Source organism: Natrialbaceae archaeon AArc-T1-2, from assembly GCF_030273315.1.
Classification (GTDB): Archaea; Halobacteriota; Halobacteria; order Halobacteriales; family Natrialbaceae; genus Tc-Br11-E2g1.
On record NZ_CP127174.1, the window covers coordinates 2938216 to 2954940 of the forward strand.

Consider the following 16725-nt stretch of genomic DNA (forward strand, 5'->3'; position numbering starts at 1 on the left):
TATGATAGCCGATGGACTGGGGCCATTTAATCAATTAGCGGTTGAACCGTGGCGACTCCATTATCCAATAAAATCCTCTTCTTTAAGTTTGACTGATCGGTAAATCCACGGATTTCTTCGATGAGGACGTACCCATCAAAAAGTAGGAAGGAATGGATATAGCTGATCTTCATATCCATATCGGAGAAAACATTATGTCCATGGGGTTGTAGATGAGCTAGTATCACTGGTCATGCATGTCTGAGTCAACGATGAAGTCTTGGTCCAACGCTACCCTGATTGACCAAAAGGATCTCTTCGAATACATATTTGAAGGAGGAGCCTGGGATTACGATAACTGTCTGGATATTTCTATTTACTGTATTAAACCGGCTCCCGACTCACTTGATGAAACAGCATTTGTCCAATTTCTTTCCGAGAAGTATCCCTATTTTGTGATGCCTGAGGATGAGGTGGAAGATCATAAATATCCTTATAGAGAGGCACAACGTCGGGCCGATTTCGATGAAGATTCTAGGTATGATGGAAAACTTGGGGAGCTGGTGCTGTTTGTCTTGGTAGACGCTCTTCTTGAACTCCCGTTAGTCTGCCACAAATTGGGTCAAATGCAGGAGCCGGTCCAGGATCAGAAGGGGGCAGATGCGCTGTTCTACGGCATTCACGAAGGAACTGAGTCATTGGGAGTCGGAGAAGCTAAAATCTACTCAAATCCGGACCAAGGCATTGACTCCGCTCTCGAAAGTACAGACCGTTTCCATGGTGCAGAGGGTGCGGCAAAGACTCAGCATGAACTTACCGTGGCCCGGAATAACCTCAGCGACAATCTAGACAAGGATCAAGTTGATAGACTTCTTGACGTCTTCTCCAGTCGACGCACCCAGTACAAACATCTTCATCCGATCTTTCTAGGTTATGAAGCCAATTGGCTGAAAGAGAAACAGAAGGAGTGTAGCGGCCCAGATGAACTGGAATCAGAAATTATCGATGAGATCGAGGACTGTGGGATTCAAGACGATATCAAGGAAACCCTCGAATCTGACTATAGTGACCTTGAGAAATATGAATTGGTATTCCTGATGCTACCTCTAGAGGATGTCGATAGATTCCGTGAGAAGCTCCAAGAAGAAATCTTTCCTCATGCGGTGAGACACTAATGAGCACCTACGATACAATTGAAGAGTTAGATGTCTTCAATCATTGTTTGGACGAGTTATCGATTGACTTGATTAAAAACGATCTTGGTGCAGAAGAAGTTCAGGGGACCAACGGTGAGATAGATTGGGGGAAATGGGGGAGCGGCGACGAAGAAATTCTTCCCGGTAGTTTGGACCACGAAGAAGTCGAAAAGGGTGCGTTGGCTGCTTCACTACTCGCCTCAAGTAACGATGATGTTCACAAACGTAAGGCACTTGCTTTCGGAATACTGGCTTATCTAAAGTACCATCATGAAGAAGAATTTGAGGAGATGTATGAACGATACTTGTACGTTATTCTTTCTCGGGTTGGGAATCTTCCTGCCTTCCAAAATGTGAAGCAAACTGAAGGTCGGGTTCAATTCGAATACGATCTTTTAGAGTCTCTTGACTCCGTGCTGAGTACTGAAATTGACATGAACCTGAGCCGATACAGTATGGAAGACGGTGGAGTTCTCTCTGGGTTCCAACGGCAGATTTACGACTACCTTATTGAGGGCAAAGACGTTGCTATTTCCGGCCCCACTTCTGCCGGAAAGTCTTTCATTCTCCGACGTTACATTGAACACAAGGCGGAGAGTGAATCTGACTTCGAGGCGATTTACGTCGTACCAACACGAGCCTTAATATCTGAAGTCAGTCAGAAACTCGCCGAGCTTAATGAAGAACTTGAGGAACCAGAGAAAGAATTCGAGGTGTTGACTGGTGCACACTTCTCTGATCAAGATACAGATGACGAGAGTGAAACGGATGCCACCACAAACAATCGTTTTCTCGTTGTTACTCCTGAGCGCTGTCTGAAGTTAATCGATCCAGAGGTAAGTCGTGAAATATCTCCTAACCTTGTTTTCTTCGATGAATTTCAAAACCTTGAGGATGACGAACGAGGCGTTCTTTTTGAGAGTATCATCCGAACGTTGCAAGAGAGTTATTCTAATGCACAGATCGTCGCAGCTGGTCCTTATCTTGAGGAACCGAAAAACACCCTTGAAAATCTTACGAATAATGAAGTGGAGCAGGTGACAACCAAGTTTACTCCTGTCTTACAGCTTAAATCTACTCTCAAATTTATTAGCCAGAGAAAATCTAGTGATAGAAAACTGGAACTAACCATTCACAGTCCTTCAGGTAACAAAAAGTCACTCGATATTAGAGAACCTGAGGAAATCACATATTCCGATGTGAAGGGCAGTTACAAGCAGACTCTCCCAGTCATTATTGAGGAGTTCGGTGCGGGAAGCCAGAATCTGATATACAGCGGTCGGAAGGACTATGCAGAGGACCGAGCGAAGGCGCTAGCAGGTTCTAATGATCCCCGACCGCGATCCGAGCGTACTGAGAATCTCATGAATTTCCTCGAAGAAACGATTCATGAAGAGTACTCTCTCATCAGATGCCTGAAACGGGGCGTGGCCTTCCACCACGGGATGGTACCGAAAATAGCCAGAGAGGAAATTGAAAACATCTATAGCGAGTCTGCAGATATCAGAACGATCGTTACTACTCCTACCCTAATGCAGGGTGTCAATCTCCCTGCGGAGAAAATTTTCTTAGTAGGTGCAAATCGGGGTCAGGACGAACTTAGTGACTTCGAATTCAATAATCTGATCGGACGTGTTGGCCGAATCGACGAGAAACTATACGGAGCCATCTACTGCATAGAAACTGAGGGCGACGAGTGGGCAGATGAGAAATTGGAAAACTCAGGCGAAAAGGAGATCGAGCCTGCGACTGATCAAGCAATTTCTGAATCCAATGAGTTGATAAATGCGCTACAGAAGCCAGATCTCGGAGATATCGATGAACCCTCGATTAAATATACTTCTGTACTACTTCGAGGTCGGTATTTGAAAGACAAAAGCGTGGACGATTACCTTGAAAAAAAGGGAATGAACTCAGAGGATATTAGCCGCGCCAAATCCGCACTTGAAAAGTCTGTGTCTAATATCTCGGTCCCGTCACAAACTCGTCTAGAGTTCGCCTCTGGTAGCGTCAACTGACACCTCCAATGTCATGGCTGTTTTGGCTGAACGCTCGAGCAGTTCGTCGGCGAACGCCGCGAACTGCTCGGAATCGGCATATCTCACGAGATTGAGCCAGAGGAGCGATTCTAAGCCGGACTCTGTCCATCTCATCCACTGGTTTTTACACCGCTTCGAGATTTCGCCCATGGCTCGTTCAACCACGTTCGATGTCCACAGAACCTCTTGTCCCTCGAGTGCGAGTTCGGCGAATGTGACGGTTGCTTGTGCCCATTTTCGGAGGTACGCCGCTGCTTTTGGAGAGTCCTGTTGCTCTAAGCGCCACGCCTCCTTCGTGAGGTTCTCGAGCGTTTGGTCGATCCGCTCGCGGATCGCCAAACGCTCATTCCTCGATGCATGGAGCGCAACCGAGTTTTTCAGATGGAACAAGTCGTTTGTGACGTCTGAGGCGATCGCTTTCCGCGTTTCGAGCGAAAAGGTACCGTCCTTCCACAGCTTGTATCCAAGCGTTCGACCGACATGAACGAGATCGAGCTGATGAGATCGATAGCTGGTCTCGAAGGCGTCGACGAGGGATTCCTCGGCGTCACTGACGACCGTCGCGTCGTCAGTGATCGCCTCGTTCTCTTCGAGATCTTCTGCTGTATCGTCCCACGGTTCGTTGACATTGACGTCTAAGAGCGTGGTTTCCGCGTTGTCTTCGGTGATCTGTCCGAGAGTGACGTTGACGTCGTGGTACGTGCAGTGATCGTCCTGGCTATGACACTTCGTTCCGTCAGGAACGACAGTGTCTGCATTCGTCCCAGGAAGCCGATCACGAACGAAGTCACCGAGTTTGCTGCCGTACTCACGGACTCGGCGGTTGATCGTGGTTCTCGAAGGCATCGGAGTGAAGCCGTCGCCGTGGGCAACGGCATCACGAAAGCTGAGCGACGTAGCGAGTTCGGTACTCTGGAGCGAAATATCCTCTTGATAGATGCGCTGCCCGTCGAATTTGATGAGATCTTCGAGAGGGCGGAAGTAGGTAGGATCGTCACCGGTGGCAGCGGTGTCTTTGACGTGATGAAGGGAAAATTCGTGCTCTCCTGCGGTTGTCACAGCTGTTCGTGTTGTGGTTCCGGCGCGCTGGAAACGGCGATCGCCGTTTCCGCGCGCGTGTTTCTCCCCACAGTACGCCTCGACGAGGCGCTCGTCGAGGCTTTTGACAAGCTCCTCGAGGATCGTCGCCTCGAGGTGAAGCTCTGTGAGAGATTCAGCGAGAGTGGCAAGCGGTAGCGTTTTGTCTAAGTCGATGCTAACCGTGACTTGCGCGTCGATTGTGGCGTGCATGGGTCACTTCGGGGTAGGTACCAGAGGTGACCCTGTTTCCACAGGAGTCAGTTACGACTCTAGACGAGTTTGGGACACGACCAAACCGTTTCGCTTGTTCCATGGGTCAAGTACTGACGCCGATCTTCAAATTACTTTTCAAGAAACACTGAAAGATGCCAAACTTGGACCGAGAGTGGATATGCGCATCGACGGGATCGAGAATTGAACCTGTGCGTCTACTGGGGAAAACCGTACAACATCCAGAGAATGATTTTAAAAGGATGTCTCGCCCGCTGAACTCGGTAAGGTTATCGATGCCGTCCTGTTCACACCACTGAACGAACTGCTTGAGTCGATACCGGTGAGATTGGATCGTCGCGTCCGCGAGTTCGTGTCGTCGTTCATCGAGGTACCTCTGCATGGCCTCTGCTGGTGCGAGGGGTTCGAGGGTGTCATTCATGGTCACTCACTGAAGGCCGAAGACAGCGAGTTCTAAACGCGCTTCTGAGTGCTTCTCGCGTGCACTAACAGCTGGATGAGACCCGGAAGATTCTGAATGTTCTCAATCAGCCACTATCCGGAACTTACTCAATCTGTGGGCAAAATAAAACCGGCCACTAACCGGATTCCGAACCACTCGAGAGAGACGCCTTTCGCTCTCGAAAGTGACAAAGTCTGAACACGAGCCGGCTAGCCACTAGTTTCGGGCTCTCGCCTGTCCTCTCCATCGAAACAATCTAAATACTGACCATTCGCCGAAACCATCTCTTCTAAATACTGTTTTGATAGCTGAGAGATCGGTACTATACACCGACGCTCAATCGTTCGTACTCGAAGCAGAAAACGCGCTGCAGCCAACCGGCGGCAAAAACACGGACCACAGTATATGAGATCGAAGCAGCCCAACGTCAGTACACTGGTTACGCCGCCGATCTCGAGACGAGCGGACTGTGTCATATCAGCACGGACGATTATGCGCCGCTACGTTTTCGGTGGCTCAAACGAACAATCCCTTCGGAAATACCGCCCTTTCGACGGTTCAGCGCCGTGGTTCATAGCTGTTCCTTACGGGCACAGACTCCCGTGCCGGTATAAATGACATGGGGTTGAAACGAAAGTGGAGATATAATATGGAAAAGAGGCCCTAAAGATTTTGATACATTCTCTTAAAACATCGAAATACAATCATGTCATATTGTATTCTGTGTTGGTAGACCGTCACTCCGTTCGTATCGGCTTTACTGCATTGCTTTCACCCAACCAGGGACGTGTGTCGGTTCGTCTTTTCCGTCTTCCCAGCCGTTCTCACGGAGGTACTCCTCGAGTGTCTGTGGCGTGAACCCGAAATCGCGCTCGATTCGACGAATGTTTGCCTCGAACGAGGTATGCCCGCCCTCGTTGATGAAGTGATCGCACATGACGGCGAACTCTTCGCCAAACTCCGCTTCGGCGTCCTCGAGTGGGACGTGATACGGATCGACGTGCTGACCAGTCACGTCACTAATGACAGCAGCGGTTTCATCCAACGTCAGGAGGTCACTGGCGATAGTGTACGCCGTACCGGCGAACTCGTCCGTATTGTGGAGTGCGATGGCGGATGCTCGCGCCGTATCGTAGTACGTCGTCTGGTGATGGTGCGTCTCTTCATCGAGCGGAAATGCGAGCATACCATCTTCGATGCCGATCGGTTCCCAGTTCTCCATGAAGTATACCGGCTTCAACGCGGTGTATGGGACACCAGTTTCGCGGAGGCGTTCGGAGACGACGTAATGGGAGTGGAGGTGTGGAACCTCCGTCTCTTCTTGTTGATCTCCGGCACCGCTGTAGACGACGTGCTCGAGGCCACCGACCGTTTCGATGGCATCTCCGAGGTTGTTACCCAACTCGATGTGAGCGTCGTAACCGACTGCCCAGAAGTTGATCGTCGCCCAGACTTTGTCGGCGCGCTCGAGATGCGGACGAAGGGTTTCCGGCTCTGTGAGATCGCCTTCCACGAGCTCGGCACCGAGTTCGGCAGTCGCCTGTGCGTGGGTGGTCGACGCGTCCCGTGTCAGGGCGATGATTTCGTCCCCAATTCCGAGATCGGTCAATCGATCGATCACGGCGCGGCCCTGGTTGCCGGTTCCGCCGACGACGAGGATCGTATCAGTTGACATGAGCCTACTCGAGATATGAACAAACTACTACTAAAAGTCTCGTCCTTGCCGGTCGCCGGTCGTTCGCTCGTGTAGGTTGTTGGCAGTGGTTAACGGCGAGTGAAGAAGAAACGACGTAAGCTGTCAGGGTTCGCATCAGAGATTGTCTCGTCAAGTATGTTACTATTCGATCGTCGATTATATTTCTAACCGGCGTCGCGACGCGGCGATCACCCGGCCGCGATGGGTCAGTACTACTTCTCGAGCGCCTCAACCAGACCAGTTAGGTCGTCGACGATCAGATCCGGATCGCCGTTGTACACTTCCCAGGGGCGGTTGCGTCTGTTAACCCAGACGGTCTGCATACCCGCATTCATTGCGCCGAAGACGTCATACCAGGGCGTCGCGACGTGAAGTACGTTCGCAACCGGGGTATCGGTTCGATCCGAAGCGTGGTCGTAGATTGCCACGTCCGGTTTGTAGGTCTCGATTTCGTCGGCGCTGATCGTGTCGAGAACGAAGTCGGTAACGTCTGCGCGTTCGACGATCGCGTCGAGGAGGCCGGGCTCGCCGTTCGAGACGATATAGAGGTCGTATCCCGCCTCGTCGAGTCGTTCGAAGCTGTCCGTTACGTCTTCGAATACGTCGAGGTCGTGGAAGACGCCGGCGATCTCGTCGATCGCTGTCTCCGGAAGGTCCACTCCATGAACCGCCAGCGCGTACTCCAGCGCCTGTCGTGTCGTCTTCTGGTACGGTTCGTACATCCCCACGAAGTTACACAACATCCGGTACTCGACGGCCCTCGTCCGCCAGCGGTCGACGATCGGGTCGGGCTCGTCGACGTACTGCTCGAGGACGCTGTGTGTCGACCCGAGCACGTCGACGAGGGTGGTAAACGAGTCGAACGTCACCGTTTCGATGTCGTCTACGGTCAGTTCCATACTGGCTCATGTACGCCAACCTGTAACAACATATCGGCCAACGCATTTCCGGGTACTGTCAAGGGATCGAACGTCACTCGAAGGAGCAACTTCGACGAGTCGCCGTCGGCGTCAGTCTCGAGTCACGGTATTTCGTGGTGTGGTGACCGCGAGTGAGGTTACCGCCGGAGCGTCGAGAGCACTGTGACCGGCAGAATCATTCTTTCATCGCCGGCTGCTCCGTCGTCGACTCGACCCGGATGACCTGAAGAAGTAACAGAGCCGCGACCACACATCCGGTCGCGAGAAAGAGCCAGCCCGCTCTGTAGCCGACCGCGTCGGCGAGGTATCCGAACACTGGCGGCGCGAGGAGTCCGCCGGTGGTGAGTGTGAGCTGCCCGCCAGCGGTGGCGCTACCGATCTCTTCGACTTCGACGAGCGTCGCCATACAGGAGTAGTAGATACCCGTTAGACCGAGGACGAAGAACCCAAGTATCGCGAAAGCGATCGCGGCGAACAGCGGCGTCGACGATATCGAAACGAAGACGAAAAGTACGACACTAGCGAGTGTCTGTGCGAGCAGTATACCGCCAATTCGAGCCTGGGGGTCTCCTGGAAGGACGTCACTCAGCCACCCCATCACGACCCGTCCCACACTGCCGAAGATCTGCAAGAGAGCGAGTACGACGCCGCCAAAGACGACCGAAGTTCCGATCGACTCCTCGACGTACAGGACGGTGTATCCAGTCGTCGTGAAAACTGCTGCACCCAAAAACAGTCCTGCGAGGACGAGACTCCGGTACGGGCGGTTCGACAACAGCGCACGGAAGTCGGGACGTCGCGACGATCCGTCCGTGTCGCCACTCCGATAGTGAACGTAGAACAACACGGCAACGACGAGACCAACGCCTGCGATGACGAGAAACCCGGACTGCCAGAACAGGATACCTGCAAGCCCCGTGATCAGCAGCGCACTGGCTCCGCTCCCGGCTGTGACTCCCACCTGTTTAATTCCGATTGCAGTGTTCTGACGCCCCGCCGTTACGTTGTCGTAGATCGCCTTGTTGGTACCGGGCATCGCCGTTCCGTATAGCGATCCAAGACAGAAGGCCGCGACCAACAGGAGTACGAACGTCGGCGCGACAGCGACGGCCAGCAGTGCAGTCGATAACCCGATCAGACCGATCGTGAGTATTCGCCGTTCGCCGAGCTGATCGGTCAGTGCGCCCAGCGGAAGCAAAAAGACGGCGTACCCGAACGTGACCATCATGATCACGATACCAACGCGAAACCGCGTGAGTCCGAACGCGTCTCGAAAGAACGGAGTAGCGGCGTACACGGAATAGTAACACAGACTCGCAGCAACCTGCCACGACAGTACGAGACCGACCGTTCGCCAATACGACTGCGCCATTGTATCGGGGTGATTCGTGAGAGGAAAAAATCGTATCGGCTTCGGCTAGAAGTGCGTCGCCGATAGAGACCGAGACGTTTTCACCACCGCTTCGGTCGTGGAAATCGCCCCGAGTTACTAATATCCTGCTCTCTCAACGGTAGCCATGGTCGATCCTGACCTCGATAGATTCTCGTCGCGCCGATCGACGGTGTATGCCACCCACGGAGTCGTAGCGACTAGCCAACCGTTGGCAGCCGAAGCTGGCGTTGACATCCTGCGTTCGGGCGGAAACGCTTTCGACGCCGCCGTCGGAACCGCCGCCACGTTGAACGTGGTTGAGCCGGCTTACACGGGACTCGGCGGGGACGTCTTTGCGCTGTATCGGACGGCCAGCGGGGAAACCGGTGCGATGCGAGCCTGTGGTGGTGCACCTGCCGAGGCCACTATCGAACGAGTCCGGGACGCAGTCAGCGATGGACACCCGTCCACGGCTACGATGCCGATGACCGGACCGCACACCGTCACAGTCCCCGGCACCGCTCGAGGGTGGGAGGCGACCGTCGAGGAGTTCGGTAACCTGACCCTTTCCGACGTACTTCAGCCGGCAATAAACTATGCCGTGGACGGATACCCGGTCACGGAAGTGATCGCCGAGGCGTGGAAACAAGCCGAGGATCTATTTACAGACGAACACGCCCGCGAGGCGTACCTCGTCAACGGGGAGCGAGCGCCGAGGGTCGGTGAAACCGTCCGCTTTCCGGAGTTAGGTGAGTCGTTACGATCGATCGCCGACCACGGGGCGGACGTGGTGTACGAGGGCGAGATCGGAGAGGCTATCGTCGAAGAGGTACGGTCGAAAGGCGGGTTTCTCACGATCGACGATCTCGCCGACTTCGACGTCGAATTCCCGGAGCCAGTTTCGACGACCTATCGCGGTGCCGAAGTCTACGAACTACCGCCGAACAACCAGGGACTGATCGCCCTCGAGGCGCTGAACATCGCCGCCGAGCTCGAGGCAGGCGCCGAACCGACGGGATCGGCCGCCCGGATCCATAAACTCGTGGAGGCGATGAAGCTGGCCTTTCACGACGGCCACCGTTACATCACGGATCCCGACTACGAGCCGATCCCGCCGCTTGCTTCTCGAGGATGGGCTCGCAAGCGAGCGACGGCGGTCGGCCAGGAGGCGCTCGAGGACGTCTCGGTTGGCGTCCCGAATGCGAACGCAGAGGACGCGGATACGGTTTTACTCTGTGTCGCCGACGACGAAGGCAACGTGGTCTCGTACATCAACTCCCGGTTCAAAGGCTTCGGATCGGGGTTGGTCGCTGGCGATACGGGGATCGCGCTCCAGAACCGAGGAGGATCGTTCTCTCTGGATCCGGATCATCCGAATCGGCTCGAGCCGGGAAAGCGTCCGTTCCATACGCTGATTCCCGGCCTCGTCCGATTCGAGGACGACGACTGGGCTGCCTTCGGCGTCATGGGTGGATACATGCAGCCACAGGGCCACTTGCAGGTTCTCTCACACGTTCTCGACGACGACCTCCCGCTTCAGCGTGCGCTCGACCAGCCGCGGTGGCGGTATCGTGAAGACGGCACGCTGGCAGTCGAAGACCGCTTCAGCGGTTCCCTCACGGCCAAACTCGTTCGGCGCGGTCACGACGTACGAATCGATCTGCCCTCGGGATTTGGGGGAGCACAGATCGCCCGAACCGACAGCGGAACGCTTTCGGCTGCCACCGATCCCCGGAAAGACGGTAACGCGACAGGGTACTGACGAACTCGGCACGCGGGAGATGTCGTCATCTCCGTCTCCCTACCCAAGTAATTTATACGAGATACGTCAACTAACGGGACGCCTGTCCAGACGAGCACCGACTGATGCCAGCCGGTGAACTGATAGCCGAACCTGTGACAGGGGAACCGTCGGTACAAACAATTAAACGTCAGAGATACACTACCAATGCAAATCGATCGGGAACACGCAGAAGCGATCGCCACCAAAGCGTTTCGTACGAAAGGTCTACAGGTAGACGATGCATCGTTGGTTGCGGACGTCCTCGTTACGGCGGACGCATCCGGGAAAAGTTCACACGGACTGCTTCGATTACCTCGCTACGTCCGTGGAATCGAACACGGAAACGTCAATCCTGAGGGGGCCATCGAAATCGTCCGTGAGAGCGGGGCGACAGCGACGATAGATGGTGGTTCGCGCCCAGGACCAGTTGTTGCAGCGACGGCGATGGGGGAGGCCATGGACCGCGCAGACGAGTTCGGAATTGGCGCCGTCGGCGTCCACAACAGCAATCATCTCGGAATGCTGGGGTACTATACTCAGAAGGCTCGATCGGAAGGGTACATCGGCGTCGGTATGACGAATACCGAACCGGCGATGCCCCCGTACGGGGGAGCCGAACCCGTCCTGGGAACCAATCCGATTGCGATCGGCCTCCCGACGGAGCCACCGTTTAATCTCGACATGAGTACGTCTGCAATCGCGCGTGGAACGGTACTCAAAGAGAAAGAAGCGGACGGCGCGATTCCGGACGACGTCGCGCTCGATGCAGACGGTGAGCCGACGACCGACCCCGAGGCTGCCCTGGACGGGACGATTCTCCCGTTCGGTGGGCCGAAGGGATCCGGTTTAGCGATCGCGGTAGAGGTTCTTGCCGGTGGACTCGTTGGGGCAGCTATGGGTCGCGACGTCACCGGAACGTATCACACCGAAGACCCCTGTACGAAAGGAGACCTGTTCCTCGCGATCGATCCAACAGCGTTCGCTGGAGACGGGTTCGTAGAACAGGCGAGTAGCTTTCTCTCCAATCTGAAAGACGAACCGACGGCTGCCGGGGTCGACAGTATCCGTCTCCCGGGAGAAGCCGCCCTCGAGCGCGAACGCGACGCAACGACCGTCTCGGTTGGTGACGATCTCTGGGAAACTGTCCGTTCGATCGCCGACGGTGAGACGGACGAGTAAGTGAACCTGGAGATCACTCGGTCGGAATAGTTGTTTTGCAGCCACCCCGGATAAATATCCGGGTGTTCGGGAGTTATTCCCCGTCAGGCCGAGCTGATAGGGTACTTTTCTTGAATTTTATCCCTGCAGTGATAGCGAACAGTACGACGAACGCGAGTATCGCCACCAGCGCACTCGGCTCGAACGGAAGGGGGAGAAAGCCACCCTCGTAGAATATTGCCACTGCGAAGACGATGAGGCCACCCAGAACGAGAGCCTCGAGCAGTGCTAGCCATGCCAAAATGACGGAGTCCGGAACGGGAAAGTCCCAATCGTCAAGGTCTACCATATTTTGTCTGTATTATCCTGGTGTTCGTTTCACAACGGCAAAAGTCTGAGGGTCGACCTCCTCACATCAGGCCGGCGTCCTCGTAGGCCTGTTCAGCGGCCGGATGGAGTTCGAACGGCGTATCGTCGAACATCGCTTCGTCGGCTTCGAACATCTCGAGCGTATCGGTGGTCTGTGGAACCTGCTCGGCTTCCTCTATAACGCCGGAGACGAACATCTCGATTGCCTCGTCTGGCGCGTCGACGTGGGTTGCGATGTGGCCGCCATCGATCATGGTGTCGAGATCACGCTCGAGTCCGGGCAGTCCGCCCTCTTCTAGCGTGTGCGGATCGAGGCCGTAATTGTCCTCGAAGAACTCCTGATCGTCCTCGGTCCAGTCGAGGAAGCGGGGGTCCCGGGTTGCTGTGATGTTTTCCAGCCACCCGACTGATCGACCACTCACTGCCAGGATCGCATCGAGGTCCTCATCGAGGAACATATCTGCTGCGTCGTCCCACTCCGTCCGGACGAAACGGCCACCGTAGTCTTCGATCTGTTCCTGACCGTAGTTCGCCTCCTCGAGGACGGTGTCCCAGACGAAGCCACCGAACGTACCATCGGCTTGGTTCATCACCTCGATCGGGTACTCGTCGTCGGCTGCTTCCTGTAAGGAATCGTACGGGAAGTCAGGCTGTGTGAGGACGTAGTAGAACTGCTCTGACTGGTCGTTTATCACTGACCGAATGTTCGATGGTGGCGTGTCCCAGTCTTCCTCGTCGTATGGATCTTGGCCGGTTGCAGCCAGCGTTGCAGCAACGACCGTCGTGTGTGCCATATCGACTTCCTGGTCCTGCAGCCGGTTGTTGTTCCCGAGCCATCCACCCGGAAGCACGTTGTATCCGAGATCCGGATGCGCTGAGGATGCCGTAGAAAGCATCGACGTCATAATGACATATCCGGTTCCCCCGGGCGAGCCAGCAGCCGTCTGAAGCATGACGTCGCCTTCGGCCATTTCGGAATCGTCATCACCAGTTCCGGCCTCACCATTGAGATCCCCTTCGGTACACCCAGCGGCAGCTATCGCGCCTGCACTACCGATCGCTGTAAGCATCTGACGTCGATTGAGCTTGTTATTTTTCATTGTTGAGTAAGTCGCGTGTTGGAATTATCACTCGTAACTCGTGCCACCCATCTCTGGCTCTTCGTGGAGCTGGTCCCGACTTCGCATCAGCTGCAGATACAACAGGAACCCGATCGTCATCACCCCCAGGGTAAGCCAGACGTTGAATCGGCTTCGGCTAATCGTGACACTAACGGCCCATGTTAGGATTGCTCCACCAGTTATCACCCCCATCAGTACCCACTCGTACCGACTTTGGATACCCTCGTTTCGTAGCGTGTTTATGACCGGGAGGAGCCCGAACACGAATACGAACAACAGCTCCATGGGGACGATCGCCAGTACGTCGATGTCAACCCCTAACATGGGATGTTCGATTTTTCTCCTAACCAAATATAAAGGTTTCCATTATTTATTGATCGGTAATATAAATTACAATAACGCAAACCCGTGAGACACTGTCCAGTAGCTGAAACTATATCTTTATGACATGAATAGAGCGTTGCAAGTACGTACTTCGAAGTTAGACAAAAGGTTTAAGTATAAAAGGCAGAGTTCTAAGCATAGTGCCATGGATACTATTACCATAGGAAGATACGAGTCTAATCTTCGAACGATCGGCGCATATGGTATTTCAGCACTTGCCATTATCACGTCGCTATTTCACCTTTATACGGGCGCGTTTGGTGTGTTTGGGGCGCTCATTCAACGACCCGTCCACGTGTACCTCCTCGCTGCCCTGACGTTTGCAATCGTTCCGTTCATGGGGGAGGAGAGAATCCGGTACCGAATCGTCGATCTCGTCCTCGTTACCTGTTCTCTCGGTGCGATGGGATACGTCCTCGTCGAATACTCCCGGCTTCTAAACGCGACCCCGTACGTCGGGATGCCCGAGACGATGGACTGGGTTGTCGGCGTCCTAAGCGTTATACTCGTAATTGAAGCGACGCGACGAATCGTGGGTCGGTTACTCGCTGCAGTGGCGATTCTCATACTCGTCGCCACGTTCTACGCGGACGTACTTCCGGCACCGCTTACGGCACCCCGACTTCCTGCGTCGAACTGGATCGATGGGCTGTTCGTTACAACACAAGGGTTGTGGAGCGTCCCTGTTCGTGTCAGTGCATCGTTCATTTTCCTCTTCGTGGTCCTGGCAGCGTTCCTCGAGGCGACTGGTGCAGGCCGATTCTTGCTCGATCTGGCAAACGCCTTGGTCGGACACCTCGTCGGTGGTGCAGCGAAGGTGTCCGTCGTTGCGAGTTCGATCTTCGGGAGTCTCTCCGGAAGTGCGGCTGCTAACGTATACGGAACCGGGATATTCACGATCCCGACGATGAAAAAGTTCGGGTTCTCCTCTCGAATGGCTGGTGCGACGGAGGTGTCGGCTTCGAACGGCGGTCAGCTAATGCCGCCGATCATGGGAGCAGGTGCCTTCATTATGGCACAATTCCTCGGGACGGAGTACATCGTCATTGCACTCGCCGCGATCATTCCGGCGGCGTTGTACTACTTATCAGTGTACTTCTCTATCCACGCACAGGCGATCAAGCTGGATATCGATCCGGTACCAAAAGAGGAGCAAAAGAACGCACTCAACGTGCTGAAAGAAAAACCCGGTCAGGCGTCCACGCTCGCTCTTACGGTCGGTGTATTGTTCTTCATGCTCATGCAGGGATACACGATCTACCGTTCGATCTTCTTCTCGATCGCGGTCATGATGATCGTGAGTTCCCTGCAACCGGATTCGAGACTCGGCGTCAAGGAACTCGTCGTCGCATTCGATAAAGGAGCCCGCAACGCCACGCAGATCGCGATGGCCTGTGCCGCCGCTGCGATTGTCCTCGGGGCGTTGAACATTTCTGGACTCGGCGTCGTCTTCGGTCAGATCGTGGTCGCGCTCTCTCAAGGAATCATTCCGCTGCTGTTGATACTCGTTGCAGCCTTCTCCATCATTCTCGGGTTCGGGATGCCGACGACGGCGGCATACATTTTGGCTGCCTCCCTTCTAGCGCCCGGACTTGCGGAGGTGGGACTCGCAGGACTGCCGGGGCATTTCTTCATCTTCACGTTCGCCGTGTATTCGACGCTCACACCGCCCGTCGCTCTCGCAGCGTTCGCCGCCGGTCAGATCGCGGATGCAGACCCCATCAGAATCGCTCTCATCGCGATGAAGATCGTTCTCCCCACCTTTATCATTCCAGCCCGGTACGTCCTCTACCCGGCAATTCTACTGGAGATGGCGTGGGCGTACGTGCTTCTTGACGTCTTCATCCTCTCGGTCGCCGTCATCGCGATCCAGGCGGGTATCTGGGGATGGCCGGTCAAAAACAAGATGGCACGCGGGTTCGCGACGTTCGGTGCACTGGTTTTGATCGTTCCACCACCGCTCCTTCCGATCGGCGTCATCGAACTGGCCGCTCTCGGCCTCGTGCTCGTGGCTTTCGCTGGCGTCTTACACGTCACGGCTGAACGTCGTGCACAGCAGCCAACGGCGTAAACACCGTTAGCGTTTTGGTTCCCCTTTCACTGTATTATCTATGGCACCCGCAGATGACGCCTCGAACAACGAAAACCCAATTGCCGAATTCCTGGGGCTGATTCCGACGTCACTGTTCGTTATTTTCATCACCTTTCTCTGGGCGGGCTCACTGTATCAATCGCTCGAGCAGTACGATCTCGCACCGGTACTGACGTACAGCATTATCGTCGGCAGTGCAATTCCCGTTGGCATGCTGTTTCGGCGTCTCCACGTACGTATCAAAGAGCGATAAGCTGTTCTTTCCGCTCACGCGATGTTCGTTCGGCTGAGACGGACCCCTCGTCCTCCAAGATGCCGACGAGGACGGGTTCGGACACCAGTTCTGACCGACGATCCAGATACAACGGGGTGAAACCTGCCGTTCCGGCAGATCGCTACAGCAGACCGTACCCAGCGGTTACGCGTCCTGTTCGTCGATAACGGAAACCGTTGGAGCTGGCGAATTCAGCAGGACCTGCTGTGCTACGCTCCCGAAGATGGCTTTTCCGGTCGGAGATTTCTTTCGGGGACCGATAACGACGTACCTCGCGTCAACGTCCCCAGCGTATTCGACGATCTCCGTGCTCGGTTCGCCGACCAGCCCAACACACTCCAACTGATCGGAGCGGTCACCGACCACGTCTTCAGCCGCTCGAGCAGCGATATTCTGTTCGTCGATGTCGTCAATCGGTCCACCTTCCTGATTCGCTGTTGCCCGCCGTCGTTCGTTTGCTTCGGATTCGGCCATCACGTGAACGACGTGAACTGGATCGTCGAACGCCATCGATAGTGACAGCGCCTCGTCGATGACCGAAGTCGCGTGCTCGTCCGGGTCGATTGCAGCGACGATTACCATAGAGGCT

14 protein-coding genes are annotated in these 16725 nt (G+C 54.9%); 6 read left to right on the top strand and 8 right to left on the bottom strand.

The window, feature by feature from the left end; genetic code table 11:
- Positions 1-236: 236 nt before the first annotated feature.
- Both QQ977_RS15195 and QQ977_RS15200 read left to right on the top strand, forming a co-directional pair.
- Positions 237-1154: a Hachiman antiphage defense system protein HamA gene (locus tag QQ977_RS15195; RefSeq protein WP_285926616.1), complete on the top strand. Its 918-nt coding sequence runs from the start codon at positions 237-239 to the stop codon at positions 1152-1154.
- The gene (locus tag QQ977_RS15200; RefSeq protein ID WP_285926617.1) at positions 1154-3193 is read left to right on the top strand and encodes a DEAD/DEAH box helicase; all 2040 of its coding nucleotides are present in this window, start codon (positions 1154-1156) and stop codon (positions 3191-3193) included. Before QQ977_RS15195 ends, QQ977_RS15200 begins: the two co-directional genes overlap by 1 nt.
- Here QQ977_RS15200 and QQ977_RS15205 read toward each other — a convergent pair.
- The 4 genes from QQ977_RS15205 to QQ977_RS15220 all read right to left on the bottom strand — a co-directional run bounded on the left by QQ977_RS15205 (position 3164) and on the right by QQ977_RS15220 (position 8955).
- Positions 3164-4504, bottom strand: coding sequence for an ISH6 family transposase (locus QQ977_RS15205; protein WP_285926620.1), 1341 nt, complete (start codon positions 4502-4504; stop codon positions 3164-3166). The two genes, QQ977_RS15200 and QQ977_RS15205, sit on opposite strands and share 30 nt — an antisense overlap.
- 1220 nt (positions 4505-5724) lie before the next feature.
- Positions 5725-6642, bottom strand: coding sequence for an NmrA family NAD(P)-binding protein (locus QQ977_RS15210; RefSeq protein ID WP_285926622.1), 918 nt, complete (start codon positions 6640-6642; stop codon positions 5725-5727).
- A gap of 233 nt (positions 6643-6875) precedes the next feature.
- On the bottom strand, positions 6876-7562 hold the full coding sequence (locus QQ977_RS15215; RefSeq protein ID WP_285926624.1) for a haloacid dehalogenase type II: 687 nt from the start codon (positions 7560-7562) through the stop codon (positions 6876-6878).
- A gap of 196 nt (positions 7563-7758) precedes the next feature.
- Positions 7759-8955, bottom strand: coding sequence for an MFS transporter (locus tag QQ977_RS15220; protein WP_285926625.1), 1197 nt, complete (start codon positions 8953-8955; stop codon positions 7759-7761).
- A 145-nt stretch (positions 8956-9100) separates the two neighbouring features.
- On the opposite strand from QQ977_RS15220, the gene ggt reads away from it, so the two are divergent.
- Positions 9101-10717, top strand: coding sequence for a gamma-glutamyltransferase (ggt, locus tag QQ977_RS15225; RefSeq protein ID WP_285926626.1), 1617 nt, complete (start codon positions 9101-9103; stop codon positions 10715-10717).
- Between the two features lie 186 nt (positions 10718-10903).
- Positions 10904-11917 carry an Ldh family oxidoreductase gene (locus QQ977_RS15230; RefSeq protein ID WP_285926627.1) on the top strand — a complete coding sequence of 338 codons (1014 nt, stop codon included), beginning with the start codon at positions 10904-10906 and terminating at the stop codon, positions 11915-11917.
- A 73-nt stretch (positions 11918-11990) separates the two neighbouring features.
- Here the strand turns inward: QQ977_RS15230 and QQ977_RS15235 are convergent, their stop codons facing one another.
- The 3 genes from QQ977_RS15235 to QQ977_RS15245 all read right to left on the bottom strand — a co-directional run bounded on the left by QQ977_RS15235 (position 11991) and on the right by QQ977_RS15245 (position 13710).
- Positions 11991-12245: a hypothetical protein gene (locus QQ977_RS15235; RefSeq protein WP_285926628.1), complete on the bottom strand. Its 255-nt coding sequence runs from the start codon at positions 12243-12245 to the stop codon at positions 11991-11993.
- A gap of 61 nt (positions 12246-12306) precedes the next feature.
- A complete protein-coding gene (locus QQ977_RS15240; RefSeq protein WP_345783341.1) occupies positions 12307-13365 on the bottom strand; it encodes a TAXI family TRAP transporter solute-binding subunit in 1059 nt (352 codons plus the stop codon).
- Between the two features lie 27 nt (positions 13366-13392).
- Positions 13393-13710: a hypothetical protein gene (locus tag QQ977_RS15245; protein ID WP_285926629.1), complete on the bottom strand. Its 318-nt coding sequence runs from the start codon at positions 13708-13710 to the stop codon at positions 13393-13395.
- 205 nt (positions 13711-13915) lie between these two features.
- Between QQ977_RS15245 and QQ977_RS15250 the strand changes: the two genes are divergently transcribed.
- Together QQ977_RS15250 and QQ977_RS15255 are read left to right on the top strand one after the other, a co-directional pair.
- Entirely contained in the window at positions 13916-15841 is a 1926-nt protein-coding gene (locus tag QQ977_RS15250) for a TRAP transporter permease (RefSeq protein WP_285926630.1), read from the top strand.
- 40 nt (positions 15842-15881) lie between these two features.
- Positions 15882-16115, top strand: coding sequence for a hypothetical protein (locus QQ977_RS15255; protein WP_285926631.1), 234 nt, complete (start codon positions 15882-15884; stop codon positions 16113-16115).
- 165 nt (positions 16116-16280) lie between these two features.
- Here QQ977_RS15255 and QQ977_RS15260 read toward each other — a convergent pair whose 3' ends face one another.
- Positions 16281-16718, bottom strand: a complete 438-nt coding sequence (locus QQ977_RS15260) for a universal stress protein (RefSeq protein WP_285926632.1) — start codon at positions 16716-16718, stop codon at positions 16281-16283.
- Positions 16719-16725: the final 7 nt, after the last annotated feature.

Coding starts and splice junctions, on each gene's coding strand:
- QQ977_RS15255 (WP_285926631.1), top strand. CDS start 15,882: ATGGCACCCGCAGATGACGCCTCGAACAACGAAAACCCAATTGCCGAA.
- QQ977_RS15215 (WP_285926624.1), bottom strand. CDS start 7,562: ATGGAACTGACCGTAGACGACATCGAAACGGTGACGTTCGACTCGTTT.
- QQ977_RS15195 (WP_285926616.1), top strand. CDS start 237: ATGTCTGAGTCAACGATGAAGTCTTGGTCCAACGCTACCCTGATTGAC.
- QQ977_RS15205 (WP_285926620.1), bottom strand. CDS start 4,504: ATGCACGCCACAATCGACGCGCAAGTCACGGTTAGCATCGACTTAGAC.
- QQ977_RS15230 (WP_285926627.1), top strand. CDS start 10,904: ATGCAAATCGATCGGGAACACGCAGAAGCGATCGCCACCAAAGCGTTT.
- QQ977_RS15220 (WP_285926625.1), bottom strand. CDS start 8,955: ATGGCGCAGTCGTATTGGCGAACGGTCGGTCTCGTACTGTCGTGGCAG.
- QQ977_RS15260 (WP_285926632.1), bottom strand. CDS start 16,718: ATGGTAATCGTCGCTGCAATCGACCCGGACGAGCACGCGACTTCGGTC.
- QQ977_RS15200 (WP_285926617.1), top strand. CDS start 1,154: ATGAGCACCTACGATACAATTGAAGAGTTAGATGTCTTCAATCATTGT.
- QQ977_RS15245 (WP_285926629.1), bottom strand. CDS start 13,710: ATGTTAGGGGTTGACATCGACGTACTGGCGATCGTCCCCATGGAGCTG.
- QQ977_RS15240 (WP_345783341.1), bottom strand. CDS start 13,365: ATGAAAAATAACAAGCTCAATCGACGTCAGATGCTTACAGCGATCGGT.
- QQ977_RS15250 (WP_285926630.1), top strand. CDS start 13,916: ATGGATACTATTACCATAGGAAGATACGAGTCTAATCTTCGAACGATC.
- QQ977_RS15235 (WP_285926628.1), bottom strand. CDS start 12,245: ATGGTAGACCTTGACGATTGGGACTTTCCCGTTCCGGACTCCGTCATT.
- QQ977_RS15210 (WP_285926622.1), bottom strand. CDS start 6,642: ATGTCAACTGATACGATCCTCGTCGTCGGCGGAACCGGCAACCAGGGC.
- ggt (WP_285926626.1), top strand. CDS start 9,101: ATGGTCGATCCTGACCTCGATAGATTCTCGTCGCGCCGATCGACGGTG.